This is a genomic window from Chelatococcus sp. GCM10030263 (assembly GCF_042666455.1).
Classification (GTDB): Bacteria; Pseudomonadota; Alphaproteobacteria; order Rhizobiales; family Beijerinckiaceae; genus Chelatococcus.
Genome location: NZ_JBHTDB010000009.1, coordinates 547,023 through 560,474, shown reverse-complemented (window position 1 = coordinate 560,474; position 13,452 = coordinate 547,023). Strand labels below are relative to the sequence as shown.

Below are 13,452 nucleotides of genomic sequence, written 5' to 3'. Positions count from 1 at the left end.
CGGAAACGACGGGAACGAGCATGATCAGCCGGCCGGCGGGCTACGGCATCGCTGCAATTGTCTTATGCACGGTTTTGGCGTGCGGGAATGCTGAGGCGCAGGAAGTCGCGGCGCCAGCCGCCTGCCAGCAGTATCGCGCCGAACTCTCGGCCCTGCAGCGGGGCAGCCCCAATTCGCAGCGCTATGCAGCCGCCGCGCGGCGTCAGCGCAGCGAACTCGACCGGACACGCGGCTACTACCAGCAGCTCGGCTGCGACCGCGGCGGCTTTTTCGGCGGCGGTCGTCCCGCCGAATGCGGTGGCCTCCAGTCGCGCATGCAGCAAATGCAGGCCAATCTCGACATGCTGCGGGCACGGGCGAGCGGATCCGACCCGCAGCTGGAAGGCCGCAGGCGGGAACTCGCCGCCGCCATGGCATCGGCCTGTGCGCCGCGCACGGCTGCCCGTCAGCGCGGCTTTTTCGAGCTGCTTTTCGGCGGCGGCCGACCGGAGGAACCACCGCCCGGAGCCGATCTCGACGGGCAGGTGCCGCCTTCGCGCCAGCCGGATGGCGAACGGCAGCGCTTTGGTGGCTCCCGTGCGGTCTGCGTGCGTCTGGCCGACGGCTATTTCTTCCCGCTCGGCGGGCCGGCGTCGGGACGCGGCGGCGCCCAGGAGCTGTGCCAGGCGCAGTGCCCAGGCTCACCCACGGAACTCTATTTCATGTCGCCGGCCGGCAATATCGAACAGGCGGTGAGCGCGACCGGCCGCCCCTATATCGACTTGCCGAACGCGGCCCAATACGAGCGCACCCTGAACCGGGAGGTCTCCTGCCGGCCGCCTGGCCAGTCATGGGCCCAGGCGCTGCAAGGCGCCGAACTGCTGCTCGATGGGCGCAAGAGCGATATCATCGTGACCGCAGAAAAGGCCGAGGAGCTCTCCCGCCCGAAAGCGACAGCCGCGACGAAGGGCAAGGCCAGTGCGGCCACCAAGCCGGACGAGGCCGAGCCGGATTCGGAAGCGCCGAGCGATCCCTCCGCGGTGCCGACCGCGAGCGGCGACTCCTCGGGTATCGGCCCGCAGTCGATCGCCGGAGAGGCGACGATGGACCGCGGTCAGGGCACGACGCGGGAAGAAGTCGGCCCGGACGGCCAGCGGCGAAAGGTTCGGATCGTCGCGCCCTATCTCGTCGCCGGCCCGCAGAACGCCACCTTGATCGATCCCCGCCGGGGCAGTGCCAGCAACTAGAGCTTTACACCCGACAGCGCCGCTCAAGTCATTTGGCTGTTCACAGCTTGATTCCGAGAAATCGGCTAAGCCATTGTGGAAAAATAGCTCTCCGCGACCCGGCCGACATGTCAGGCGCGCTCGCCGCGCAGCCGTGCCGTTGCCTTCACACCGCCGATGAGCGGCAGCAGGGCGGCCAGTTCGGGCCCGTGGTCATGGGCTGTCAGCGCTAATCTCAGCGGCATATAAAGCGCGCGCCCGCTTTTGCCGGTCGCTGCCTTCAAGGCGTCGGTCCATGCCTTCCACGTCATGGCGGTCCACGGCTCGGGCGGCAGTAGATCGGCTGCCGTGGCCGTGAAGGCATGATCCTCGATGACCGGATCGATCGGCCCCTCCACCACGCGCCACCATTCGACGACATCGGCGAAGCGCTCCAGATTGCCGCGCACGGCGAGCCAGAAAGCCTCCCCGCCCTCGATGCCGAGCGCGCGGAGCCTCGGCTGCACCGCTCCGAAGGAAAAGCCGTGCAGGAGCTTGGCATTGAGCCCTTCGAGCTCGGCCTCGTCGAATTTGGCGGCACCATGCGACAGCCGCGCGAGATCGACGAGCTTGGCGAGTTCCTCCATGGAGGCGACAGGGCGCACCGCCTCCGCGGAACCGACGAGCACGGCGAGTGAGGCGACCGCCATCGCTTCGATCCCCTGCTTCTTGAGACCGCGCAGCGACAAATGGCCGAGGCGCTTGGAAAGCCCCTCGCCGCTCGCGGTCGTCAGGAGATTGGTATGGCCAAAGGCCGGGATAGCGCCCCCTAGCGCTTCGATCAGCAGGATCTGCACCCCGGTATTGGTGATGTGGTCCTCGCCGCGGATGACATGGGTGATGCCGAGGTCGAGATCGTCCACCACCGAGGTGAAGGTATAGAGATAGGTGCCGTCGCCCCGGCGCATCACCGGATCGGAGAGCGAGGCCGTATCGACCTCGATCTCGCCGCGGGCGAGATCCGTCCATCGGACGCTGCGATGGTCGAGCAGGAAACGCCAATGCGGTTTGCGGCCCTCGGCCTCGAAAGCCGCCTTCTCGGCGTCCGTCAGCTTGAGGGCAGACCTGTCGTAGATCGGTGGCTTGCCGCGGGCGAGCTGGCGCTTGCGCCGGCGCTCCAGCTCGTCGGGCGTCTCATAGCAGGGATAGAGGAGACCAGCCGCCTTGAGCTTGTCCGCAGCAGCATCATAGAGCGCCAGCCGATCCGACTGTCGGACGATGAGATCCGGCTCGATGCCGAGCCAGGCGAGATCGGCAACGACGGCCTCGGCGAATTCCTCGGTGGAGCGGGCCCGATCGGTATCGTCGAGACGGAGCACGAAACGCCCGCCATAGCGCAGCGCAAACAGCCAGTTGAGGAGCGCCGGCCGCGCATTGCCGATATGCAGATAGCCCGTCGGCGATGGTGCGAAACGGACGACGGGCTGGGAATTCGCTGCCATTGGGCTCGCCATGAATCTGCTGCGCGACGTCAGACGTCGATGTTCTGGGCAGTGCCGGCTTTCGGCGCAATCGCAGCATCGGTTTTGTGGGCGGTGGCGCCGTTGTCGCGGAAGCGGTTGGTGATCGGATAACGGCGGTCGCGGCCGAAACTCTTGACCGTGACCTTCACGCCGGGGGCAGCCTGCCGCCGCTTGTATTCGGCGATATAGAGCAACCGCTCGACCTTGCGGACGGTCTCGAGATCGTGGCCACGCGCGACGATATCGGAGACACGCAGCTCGTGCTCGATGAGCCCTTCGAGGATGTCATCGAGCACGTCGTAGGGCGGCAGCGAATCCTGGTCCGTCTGGTTCTCGCGCAGCTCGGCGGTCGGCGCCTTGGTGATGATGGTGGGCGGCACGACAATGCCATCCGGCCCCAGAGCGCCCACGGGCTTCCAGCGGTTGCGCAACGCGGCCAGACGATAGACCTCCGTCTTGTAGAGGTCCTTCACCGGATTAAAGCCGCCGTTCATGTCGCCATAGAGGGTGGCGTAGCCGACCGACATCTCCGACTTGTTGCCGGTCGTCACCACCATCGGGCCGAATTTATTGGAGATCGACATGAGAATGGTGCCGCGCACGCGGCTCTGGATATTCTCCTCGGTGGTGTCGCGCGGGCGGCCGGCGAAGAGCGGCGCAAGCGCTACCTCCATCCCCTCGACGGCCGTGGCGATCGGCAGGATGTCGTAGCGCAGGCCGAGCGCCTCGGCGCATCGGGCGGCGTCTCCCAGGCTCTCCTCAGAGGTGAAGCGATAGGGCAGCATCACCCCATGCACTCGTTCCGAGCCGAGCGCGTCGACGGCCATGGCGGCGCAGAGCGCGGAGTCGATGCCGCCGGACAGGCCCAGCACCACGCCGGGAAAGCGGTTCTTCTCCACATAGTCGCGCAGGCCGAGCATGCAGGCCGCATAGTCGGCCTCGTCGCCCTCCTCGATGACCGCACGGCTGTCGGAGCCGATGACGATGCCGGCGTCCCCACGCGTCAGGGTGACGAGTTCGATGGCCTCGCGGAAGGCGGGGAGCTGGGCGGCGAGCGAACCGTCGCCGTTCAGCGCGAAGGAGGCGCCCTCGAAGACGAGCTCGTCCTGTCCGCCGACCTGGTTGAGATAGACGAGCGGCAGGCCGGTTTCGGCGACCCGCGCCACCGCCACATTGAGCCGCTCGTTGACGACACCCCGGCGGTAGGGCGAGCCGTTCGGTACGAGGAGCACCTCGCCGCCCGTCTCGAAAATGCATTCGGCGGGATCGGGCCCCCAGATATCCTCGCAGATCGGAATGCCGACACGGAAGCCGCGCACGACCACCGGGCCGGGCATGGAGCCGGGCACGAAAACGCGCTTTTCGTCGAAGACGCCGTAGTTCGGCAGGTCCACCTTGAACCGGACGGAGGCGATGCGCCCTTCATCCAACAGCGCATAAGCATTGTAGAGCTTGCCGTCCTCGGCCCAGGGCAGGCCGATCAGAACGGCCGGACCGCCGTCGCCGGTCTCGCGGGCGAGCGCCTCGCAAGCCTGGCGGCAGGCGTCCTGGAAAGCCGGCTTCAGCACGAGGTCGTCCGGCGGATAGGCCGACAGGAAGAGCTCGGAAAACATCACGACATCGGCGCCGAGCATCTGCGCTTGGGCACGGGCCTCGCGCGCCCTGGCGAGATTATAGGCGACATCGCCAACCGTCGGGTTGAGCTGGGCAAGGGCGAGGCGGAGACGATCGGACTGGCTCATGTCCACGATTTAGCGTGCGCTTGCCCGGGTGGCAATGTGGGCTGAAGGATGCATCTCGCTTGAGCCCGAGGAACACTCCCGACACGATCTGGTTTGCTCGTTCGCTACACGCGCGCCCAGCGTGGTTTTGCGAGCCCCGCCCCATCGATGCATCAACTCAGATCGTTAGCGTCTACCAATCAACATTCTCCAATGTCATATAAGCATCACCGCTAAAATATTAGCAATAGTTTTTGCAGATCTCCCGCCAATTCACTAACGTGCACAACGTATCAAACGTTCAATGTGATGTATAACATGCGGACACTCAACGAGAGCGAGAACACTGTCGTGAGCGGAGGGAAATTTATGGTTCCTGTATTTTTCAAGGACGATGCCGGGACAAAAATATATAAAGACTATCGAGACAATCTGTCCGATCCAACCTACAAGCTAGGCACCAATATCGATAAAAGCGTACCAATTACAAAGGATCAGGCTGAAACGATCAGAAGCACGACTCGCACCTATGGCTCGATCTGCGCCGCAGCGGCACAGATCGGCGTGGCGTGTTGAGCCTCCCCTATCAGTGTTCCGCGTTTGAAGCTCGCGTCGCAGTTCTCGGCAAATGCAGCCGCCCCTTCCGGAACACAAGAGCCGGAATCGGTGAGAGCCGGCTTCGGCTAAAACGAGGCCCGCTGTGTGCCTAACATTCATCCGTCGAAGCAATGACAAACCCGGGCCTGAGGTAATCGCGGCCGAGGGCGGCTTACCAGCAACGGGGACTTTACTCCGCGGCGTCGGCACTGATGAACCTGTCGCGAACATACTTGAATACGAAGTATATTCAAAATATTCTCGGTATTAGCACCACTTACGTTATCACATACGGGCCATGCGATCCTTTATTACATGGACCATGATATATGTATGCTATCCTTATTCAGGTAACTGTAGCCTATACAGGCTATTTCACGTGCGGAGGACTTCGGAATGAAACCACTCGATGGAAGTGAGACGGCTTGGGTCGGTGGCGGCAAGATCGGTGTCGTGACGGAATTTTACGATGACACGGCAAGAGTCTATCATAACTTGCTCACCAGGAGCCACTCCTGTGGAACAATTTACAAGACGAGCTCCCATATCTCCGATGAACAGAAGTCTACCCTGAAGGCAGCTCACGCTCGCGGGGACAAGATCAGACCTACAGCGGAACTATTCAAAATACCATGCGGAGCATGAAGTAAAAATAAAGCCGCCCGGAAGCCTCCGGGCGGCTCGCTTCGATGGGAATTGGTACCGGAACTTTTTCGCTATCGGGTATTAGCGGGCAGTGATGATTCACGGCGCAACGTCACGCGAATTGCGCCAACGGCCTTACTCCGCCGCGTCGGCGTGGTGCTCGCGCAGCTTGCCCGCCCGTTCCTGCTTCAGCATCTCGGCCACCACGAAGGCGAGCTCGATCGCCTGCTCCGCATTGAGACGGGGATCGCAGTGGGTGTGATAGCGGTCGTGCAGGTCGGCATCGGTGATGGCGCGCGCGCCACCGGTGCATTCGGTGACGTTCTTGCCGGTCATCTCGAGATGCACGCCACCGGCATAGGTGCCTTCGGCCTGGTGGACGGCAAAAAACTGCTTCACCTCGGAGAGGATCTTCTCGAAGGGTCGCGTCTTGTAACCCGAACCCGCCTTCACCGTATTGCCGTGCATCGGATCGCAGGACCAGACGACCGTCTGGCCCTCGGCCTTCACGGCACGAACCAAACCGGGCAGATGATCGGCGACTTTCTCCGAGCCGAAACGGCAGATAAGCGTGAGCCGCCCCGGCTCGTTTTCCGGATTGAGCACGGAGATGAGCTTCACAAGCTCCTCCGGCTTCAATGAAGGCCCGCATTTCAGCCCGATGGGGTTCTTGATGCCGCGGAAATATTCCACATGGGCATGGTCGAGCTGGCGCGTGCGATCGCCGACCCAGATCATATGGCCGGAGGTCGCGTACCAGTCGCCGGATGTGGAGTCGACCCGCGTCAGCGCCTGCTCATAGCCGAGCAGCAGTGCTTCGTGGCTCGTGTAGAAATCGGTCGTGCGCATCTCCGGATGCGATTCCGGATCGATCCCACAGGCGCGCATGAAATCCAGCGCCTCGGTGATGCGATCGGCCAATTCCTGGTAGCGCCCGGACTGGGGGCTATCCTTGACGAAGCCAAGCATCCAACGATGGGCATTGTCGAGATTGGCATAGCCGCCCGAAGCGAAGGCGCGCAGCAGGTTGAGCGTCGCCGCCGATTGGCGGTAGGCCATCAGCTGGCGGCGCGGATCGGGCTCGCGGCTCTCCGGCGTGAAGTCGATGCCGTTGATGATGTCGCCGCGATAGCTCGGCAGTTCCAGGCCATCGATCGTCTCGTTCGGCGCCGAACGCGGCTTGGCGAACTGGCCGGCGACACGCCCGACCTTCACCACGGGCGAGGCGCCCGCGAAGGTGAGCACAACGGCCATCTGCAGGAACAGCCGGAAGAAATCGCGAATATTGTCGGCCGAATGTTCAGCGAAGCTTTCGGCGCAGTCACCGCCCTGCAACAGGAAGGCCTCGCCGGCCGCGACCTTGCCCAACGTCCGTTTGAGCTTGCGCGCCTCGCCTGCAAAAACCAGCGGCGGAAAGGTGGCGAGCTGCTCCTCGACGCTCGCCAGCGCGGCGGCATCGTTAAAGAGCGGCACCTGCTGGATCGGCTTCGACCTCCAGCTCGACGGTGTCCAACGCTCGCTCATCGCAGTCACTCCTGACGACCCTACCGGCAGCCCAAGTGGCCACCAGCTCCTCCTTGCGGGAAGTTTGCGGCTTATACACGAACACTCCTATCAAAAGCGAGCGTCAACCGCTTTTGGGATGCCGGCAACGGCAGCCATGCACCTAATAGGCATCTGCCCTGCATTTTTGGCCGCAGATCACGCCGAAAATCACGCGATGGGCGATTGCAGCCGTAACTTCGCCGTGATCGGATGAGATCGAAGTCGCGCCTTCCCCTCGCTCGTGTTGATGTCCGTGTCAGCCTCCATTGCCGCAGTCGCGCCGGTCCTCGTCACCGTCTTCATCCTCATCATCGGCAACGGGCTGGTCACCACCTTGGTGCCGCTGCGCGGCGTGATCGAGGGATTCTCGCCCGCCACGATCGGCATCATCGGTTCGGCCTATTTCGTCGGCATGCTCGGCGGCACCTGGCTCGCACCGGGGATCGTCCGCTATGCCGGGCATATCCGGGCCTTTGCCGCGCTCGCGGCGGTGGCCGCCAGCGCCATCCTCGGCTTTGCGCTCGCGGTCGAGCCCATCCTGTGGGTCGCGCTGCGCTGCATCATGGGTTTCTGCCTGGGCGTGCTCTATGCCGTGATCGAAGGATGGGTCAATGCCAAGGCGAGCGACCGCAACCGCGGCAGCATGCTCGGCCTCTACAATGTCATGAATTTTGCCGGCTCCGCGACCGGCCAGCAATTCCTGAACATCGCCTCGCCGCGCTCCTTCACGCTGTTTTCGACCGCGGCCATGTTCGTGGTGCTGGCCCTCGTACCGATGGCGCTGACGCGGGCCGAACCGCCGCCCCTGCCGGCAAAGGGGCGCCTCGACATCATCGGCCTCGCCCGCCGCAGCCCCATCGCCGTGGTGGGGGCCGTTTTCGTCGGCCTCGCCAACGGCAGCCTGTGGAGCCTCGTGCCGGCCTTCGTGGAGCGCACCGGCCTCGGCACGACAGTGGTCGCCACCTTCATGACCGTTCTTATCATCGGCTCGGCCGGCAGCCCCTTTCCGCTCGGACGACTCTCGGACAGGGTCGACCGGCGGTGGATGATCGCGGTCATCTGCGGCTGCGCCGTCCTCGTCGAGCTCGCCCTGCTGGCGGTCTCCACAAATCCCGCCGCCTGGCTTCTCTATCCGCTCGCCTTCGGCATGGGCTTCTTCGTTCCCGTGCTTTATCCGCTGATCGCTGCGCATGCCAACGACCGTCGCAACGAAGCAGGCGCCGTGCATCTATCGAGCACGCTGCTCTTTCTCTACTGCCTCGGCGCCATCACCGGCCCGACGCTGGCCTCGTTCCTGATGGCGCGATTGGGCGATGGCGCGCTCTTCCTGCACAATGCCATCGCGCATCTGCTGCTTGGCCTCTATGTGATCTGGCGCATCAAACGCAAGGCGCCGCCGCCTCTCGACCAGGAGGTGCAGCCGCTCGGCCAACCGCTTGGGCAGGTCGAGCCGCAGACCACGTGAAGCGGTGCAGAGGGTTGCGAAATCGATTCCGGAGACGGTGACAAGCCGCTGAGTGCGCAACGCTTTTCACGGAGCGCTCCGAATTGATGCGCCGTCGGCTTACGGCTCAAGCCACCGGCGTGCGCAGCGTGACGAGTTCCTCGGCCGCCGTTGGATGCACAGCCATCGTGCGATCGAAGTCGGCCTTCGTGGCGCCCATGGTCACGGCGATGCCGACCACCTGGATCATCTCGCCGGCCCCCTCCCCGAGGATGTGGACGCCGATGACCTTGTCCGTCGCGGGATCAACCAGGATCTTCATCATCATCGGCTCGTTGCGGCCAGACAGCGTCGACTTCATGGCGCGGAAGCGCGTGCGGTAGACGACGAGGTCGGGGTAGAGCGCCCTCGCCGCGGCCTCGCTCGGCCCGATGGTGCCGAGTTCGGGCGTGGAGAAAACGGCGGTCGGGATGGTGGCGTGGTCGACAGTCGTCGGCTTGTCGCCGAAGATCGTGTCGGCGAAGGCATGGCCCTCGCGGATCGCGACCGGGGTCAGATTGACCCGGTCCGTGACGTCGCCGACGGCAAAGATCGAGGCCACATTGGTCGCGCCATAATCGTTGACCACGACCGCGCCCTTGGCGTTGAGGGCAACTCCCGCCGCCTCGAGTCCGAGCCCGCGCGTGTGAGGCCAACGGCCCGTGGCCACCAGCACATGCGAGAAGCTGCGGCGGGTCCCGTCGGACAAGGTGGCCAGGACACCCTCGCCGTTACGGTCGAGGCGCTCGATGGTGCGCTCGAGCAAGAGCTCTATGCCGCGTTCGCGATAGGCTTCTTCCAGGCCGACGCGAAGATCCTCGTCGAAACCGCGCAGGAGATGCGGGCCGCGGTGCAGCAGGGTCGTCTCGACGCCGAGGCCGGAGAAGATGCCGGCGAATTCGACAGCGATATAGCCACCGCCGATGACGAGCAGCCGCTCCGGCAGCGCGGCAAGGTCGAAGATCTGGTCGGAGATGAGGCCGAGCTCGCCACCCGGGATGGCGGGCTCCAAAATGGGTCGCGCACCGGTCGCTATCAGAATGACGCGGGCGGTGATGCGCGCTCCGGTCGCCAGAATGCGCACCGTATGCGGATCCTCGACGACGGCACGGCTATCGATGATCTCGACGCCGGAATTGGCGAGGTTGCGCCGATAAATGCCTTCGAGCCGGGTGATCTCGGCTTCCTTGTTGGCGACGAGCGTCGGCCAGTGGAAGGTCGCCTTGGGCACGTTCCAGCCGAAGCCCGCGGCATCGGCGAAATGGTCGGGGAAGCGGCTCGCATAGACATAGAGCTTCTTCGGCACGCAACCGCGAATGACGCAGGTGCCGCCGACACGTGATTCCTCGGCAATCGCCACCCGCGCGCCATAGCCGGCGGCGATCCGCCCGGCCCGCACGCCGCCGGAGCCGGCGCCGATGACGAAGAGATCCACATCGAAATCGCCCATGGCCATGGCCTCACCCTTCTCCTCACCGCCGGCCGCCCCTTTTGGCCGACGCGCGCCACGCGTGCAACCGCCAAGCGCGAGCCGAACAGAATCCTCCCGCCGGGCCTTGCAGGACATGCGGCGGCGCACGCGCCTAGACAATAAGGCTGATAGGTGACGACTTGCTCGCAAAATGTCCCGGCTTTACCGTTATTTCGTCGGCGGCAGGCAGCCGCGAGCAAGGACGAGGGAGGACTTCCGTGGTCGAATCAGGCCGATTTCTGCGCGCTGGCGCGCCAAGACGCGCCATTCTGGGCCTTGCCGCGGCGGCATTCGCCTTCGGGCTGACCGGTGCCGCTTCGGCGCAGACCGAGCTCAAGATTATCGCGCCGGCTGCCCCGGGCGGCGGCTGGGACCAGACGGCGCGATCGCTTCAGGCGTCCCTAACGGAGGAGGGCCTCGTCAAGGGTGCGCAGGTCGTCAATGTGCCGGGCGCCGGCGGCATCGTGGGACTTGCGCAATTCGCCAACAGCGCCAAGGGCGACCCCTCGCAGCTCATGGTCAATGGCCTAGTGATGGTCGGCGCCATCCTGACGAACAAGTCGCCGGTCACCCTCGACCAGACGACGCCGATTGCGCGGCTGACGGCGGAGAACGAGGCCATCGTCGTGCCGGCCTCCTCGCCGATCAAGAACGCGCAGGACCTCGTGGCGGCGCTCAAGGCCGATCCAGCCAAAGTGACCTGGGCAGGCGGCTCGGCCGGCGGCACGGACCACCTCCTCGTCGGACTCCTCGCCAAGACGGTCGGCGTGGATCCGACCAAGATCAACTACATCCCCTTCTCCGGCGGCGGCGAGGCGCTGGCGGCGATCCTCGGCGCGAAAGTGACGGCCGGCGTCTCCGGCTACAGCGAGTTCGAAGGCCAGATCAAGGCGGGGAAACTGCGCCTCATCGCCATCGCCGCCCCCGAACGCGTCGCCTATATCGACGGGCCGACGCTCAAGGAACAGGGTATCGATCTCGAGCTCATCAACTGGCGCTCGGTCGTCGCACCGCCCGGCTTGACCAAAGAGCAGACGGCGGAACTCGTGTCGCTCATGGACAAGCTCGCGAAATCGAAGGCCTGGCAGGAACAGCTGAAGGCCAAGGGCTGGGACGATGCCTATCTCTCGGGTGACGCCTTCGCCAATTTCCTCAAGAACGAGCAGACCCGCGTCACCGACGTGCTGAAGTCGATCGGCCTCGTCCAGTGACCATGGCGATCTGATCGCCGCAGAACAGGCCGGCAGGGCAGCGCCCGCCGGCCGCAGTTTTAGGATCCATGCATGAATGACAGGCAACGGCGGCGCTTCGATATCAGCGGCCTGATCATCGCCGTCGGCCTGGCGGTGCTGGCGCTCGTCCTCCGCATCGACGCGAGCCGCATGCAGGCCGCGCCTGCCTATGCGCGCATCGGGCCGGAGGCGGCGCCGAATGTCGTGGCGCTCGGGCTGCTCGTGCTCGCCGCGGCAACCGCCTTCGCAGCCTGGCGCGGACTGACGGCGAAGGCCGAGCCGGCCGACTGGCCGCCGGTGCTGATCATTCTCGGCGGTCTCATCGGGCTTATCCTCATCATCGCTTTCGGCGGCGGCTTCATCCTGGCGAGCGCCGTCTTGTTTGCCGCCACGTCGCGCGCCTTCGGCCGGCAGGCGCTCGCGGTCGATTTCGCCATCGGCTTCATCCTCGCGCTCGTCACCTATCTCGCCTTCGCGAAGCTCCTCGCGCTCTCCCTGCCGAGCGGGCCGCTCGAAAATCTCCTCTGAAAAAAGCCGCTGATGGAATCCTTTCCCGCCCTCCTGCACGGGCTCAGCGTCGCGATCCAGCCGCTGAACCTCCTCTTCGCGCTCGTCGGCGTCTTTCTCGGCACCGCCGTCGGCGTGCTGCCGGGCATCGGCCCGGCGCTCACGGTCGCACTGCTCCTGCCCGTTACTTACAAGCTCGATCCCGCGGGCTCGCTGATCATGTTCGCCGGCATCTATTATGGCGGCATGTATGGCGGCTCGACGACCGCCATCCTAATCAACACACCCGGCGAAAGCGCCTCGCTCGCCACCGCCATCGAGGGCAGCAAGATGGCCAAAGCCGGCCGCGGCGGGCCGGCTCTCGCCACCGCCGCCATCGGCTCCTTCGTCGCGGGCACGATCGCTACGCTCGGCATCGCCTTTCTCGCGCCCTGGCTCGTGCAGATCGCCATCGAATTCGGGCCGGCCGACTATTTCGCGCTGATGGTGCTCGCCTTCGTCACGGTGTCGGCGACCTTCGGCGCCTCGCCCTTACGCGGTCTCACCAGCCTCTTCATCGGGCTCGCGCTCGGGCTCGTCGGCATCGACGAATTGTCGGGCCAGGCGCGGCTCCATTTCGGCGTGCCAGACCTCCTCGACGGCATCGAGGTGACGACGCTCGCCGTCGGGCTCTTCGCAGTAGGCGAAGCGCTCTACGTCGCCTCGCGCCACAAGCATGCGCCCGAGACGCTGGAGCCGGTGCGCGGCTCCCTGTGGATGACCAAGAGCGATTGGAAGCGCTCCTGGGGGCCGTGGCTGCGCGGCACGCTCTTCGGCTTCCCGATCGGCGCCCTCCCCGCGGGCGGCGCGGAAATCCCCACCTTCCTGTCCTACGCAACCGAGAAGAAGCTGACGAAATACCCGGAAGAATTCGGCAAGGGCGCCATCGAGGGCGTCGCGGGGCCCGAGGCCGCCAACAACGCCTCCGCTGCCGGCACGCTGGTGCCGCTCCTCACGCTGGGGCTGCCGACCTCGGCGACCGCCGCCATGATGCTGGCGGGCTTCCAGCAATATAATCTCAATCCCGGTCCGCTTCTCTTCGCCGAGCATCCGGAACTCGTTTGGGGCCTGATCGCCAGCCTCTTCATCGCCAATGCGATGCTACTGGTGCTCAACCTGCCGCTCGTCGGGCTTTGGGTCAGGCTGCTGGCCATTCCCCAGCACTGGCTCTATGCGGGCATTCTGGTCTTCGCCACGATGGGCACCATCGCCGCCAAGCCGTCGGTCGTCGAGCTCATGATGCTGCTCGTCTTCGGCGTCCTGGGCTTTTTCATGCGGCGCTTCGACTATCCCATCGCGCCTGTGGTCATCGGCCTCATTCTCGGACCGATGGCGGAACAACAGTTGAGACGCGCGCTGTCGATCAGCCTCGGCGATCCCATCGCCCTGGTCGAGAGCCCGCTCGCCGCCGTGCTGCTCGGGCTTGCCCTCGTCGCCCTCACCGCGCCGTTCGTGGTGAAGGGCTTAGACCGCTTCCGCGCCGACGAGGATTAGCGCCGGTCGAA

The 13,452-nt window shown here is 65.0% G+C and carries 10 protein-coding genes; 6 read left to right on the top strand and 4 right to left on the bottom strand.

Annotated elements, in window-relative coordinates; all coding sequences use genetic code 11:
- The first annotated feature begins 20 nt into the window (after positions 1-20).
- Positions 21-1,226 (top strand): DUF2865 domain-containing protein, encoded by a 1,206-nt coding sequence (locus ACFQU1_RS21505; protein ID WP_378136520.1) that lies wholly within the window; start codon positions 21-23, stop codon positions 1,224-1,226.
- A 110-nt stretch (positions 1,227-1,336) separates the two neighbouring features.
- On the opposite strand, the gene gltX is transcribed toward ACFQU1_RS21505, so the two are convergent.
- Together gltX and ACFQU1_RS21495 are read right to left on the bottom strand one after the other, a co-directional pair.
- A complete protein-coding gene (gene gltX, locus ACFQU1_RS21500; RefSeq protein WP_378136518.1) occupies positions 1,337-2,686 on the bottom strand; it encodes a glutamate--tRNA ligase in 1,350 nt (449 codons plus the stop codon).
- Between the two features lie 29 nt (positions 2,687-2,715).
- On the bottom strand, positions 2,716-4,449 hold the full coding sequence (locus tag ACFQU1_RS21495; protein ID WP_378136516.1) for an NAD+ synthase: 1,734 nt from the start codon (positions 4,447-4,449) through the stop codon (positions 2,716-2,718).
- A 297-nt stretch (positions 4,450-4,746) separates the two neighbouring features.
- Here ACFQU1_RS21495 and ACFQU1_RS21490 point away from each other — a divergent pair, with 297 nt between their 5' ends.
- Positions 4,747-5,004 (top strand): hypothetical protein, encoded by a 258-nt coding sequence (locus tag ACFQU1_RS21490; RefSeq protein WP_378136514.1) that lies wholly within the window; start codon positions 4,747-4,749, stop codon positions 5,002-5,004.
- 801 nt (positions 5,005-5,805) lie between these two features.
- On the opposite strand, the gene ACFQU1_RS21485 is transcribed toward ACFQU1_RS21490, so the two are convergent.
- Positions 5,806-7,194, bottom strand: a complete 1,389-nt coding sequence (locus ACFQU1_RS21485; protein ID WP_378136512.1) for a class II 3-deoxy-7-phosphoheptulonate synthase — start codon at positions 7,192-7,194, stop codon at positions 5,806-5,808.
- Positions 7,195-7,462: 268 nt separating this feature from the next.
- On the opposite strand from ACFQU1_RS21485, the gene ACFQU1_RS21480 reads away from it, so the two are divergent.
- Entirely contained in the window at positions 7,463-8,680 is a 1,218-nt protein-coding gene (locus ACFQU1_RS21480) for an MFS transporter (protein ID WP_378136510.1), read from the top strand.
- 106 nt (positions 8,681-8,786) lie between these two features.
- Here ACFQU1_RS21480 and gor read toward each other — a convergent pair whose 3' ends face one another.
- On the bottom strand, positions 8,787-10,148 hold the full coding sequence (gor, locus tag ACFQU1_RS21475) for a glutathione-disulfide reductase (RefSeq protein WP_378136815.1): 1,362 nt from the start codon (positions 10,146-10,148) through the stop codon (positions 8,787-8,789).
- Positions 10,149-10,387: 239 nt separating this feature from the next.
- Between gor and ACFQU1_RS21470 the strand changes: the two genes are divergently transcribed.
- From ACFQU1_RS21470 to ACFQU1_RS21460, 3 genes are all read left to right on the top strand, one after another.
- Positions 10,388-11,380: a Bug family tripartite tricarboxylate transporter substrate binding protein gene (locus ACFQU1_RS21470; RefSeq protein WP_378136509.1), complete on the top strand. Its 993-nt coding sequence runs from the start codon at positions 10,388-10,390 to the stop codon at positions 11,378-11,380.
- A gap of 72 nt (positions 11,381-11,452) precedes the next feature.
- On the top strand, positions 11,453-11,929 hold the full coding sequence (locus tag ACFQU1_RS21465) for a tripartite tricarboxylate transporter TctB family protein (protein WP_378136507.1): 477 nt from the start codon (positions 11,453-11,455) through the stop codon (positions 11,927-11,929).
- Positions 11,930-11,941: 12 nt separating this feature from the next.
- Entirely contained in the window at positions 11,942-13,441 is a 1,500-nt protein-coding gene (locus ACFQU1_RS21460) for a tripartite tricarboxylate transporter permease (RefSeq protein ID WP_378136505.1), read from the top strand.
- Positions 13,442-13,452: the final 11 nt, after the last annotated feature.

Coding starts and splice junctions, on each gene's coding strand:
- ACFQU1_RS21465 (WP_378136507.1), top strand. CDS start 11,453: ATGAATGACAGGCAACGGCGGCGCTTCGATATCAGCGGCCTGATCATC.
- ACFQU1_RS21505 (WP_378136520.1), top strand. CDS start 21: ATGATCAGCCGGCCGGCGGGCTACGGCATCGCTGCAATTGTCTTATGC.
- ACFQU1_RS21495 (WP_378136516.1), bottom strand. CDS start 4,449: ATGAGCCAGTCCGATCGTCTCCGCCTCGCCCTTGCCCAGCTCAACCCG.
- ACFQU1_RS21490 (WP_378136514.1), top strand. CDS start 4,747: ATGCGGACACTCAACGAGAGCGAGAACACTGTCGTGAGCGGAGGGAAA.
- gltX (WP_378136518.1), bottom strand. CDS start 2,686: ATGGCAGCGAATTCCCAGCCCGTCGTCCGTTTCGCACCATCGCCGACG.
- gor (WP_378136815.1), bottom strand. CDS start 10,148: ATGGGCGATTTCGATGTGGATCTCTTCGTCATCGGCGCCGGCTCCGGC.
- ACFQU1_RS21460 (WP_378136505.1), top strand. CDS start 11,942: ATGGAATCCTTTCCCGCCCTCCTGCACGGGCTCAGCGTCGCGATCCAG.
- ACFQU1_RS21485 (WP_378136512.1), bottom strand. CDS start 7,194: ATGAGCGAGCGTTGGACACCGTCGAGCTGGAGGTCGAAGCCGATCCAG.
- ACFQU1_RS21480 (WP_378136510.1), top strand. CDS start 7,463: ATGTCCGTGTCAGCCTCCATTGCCGCAGTCGCGCCGGTCCTCGTCACC.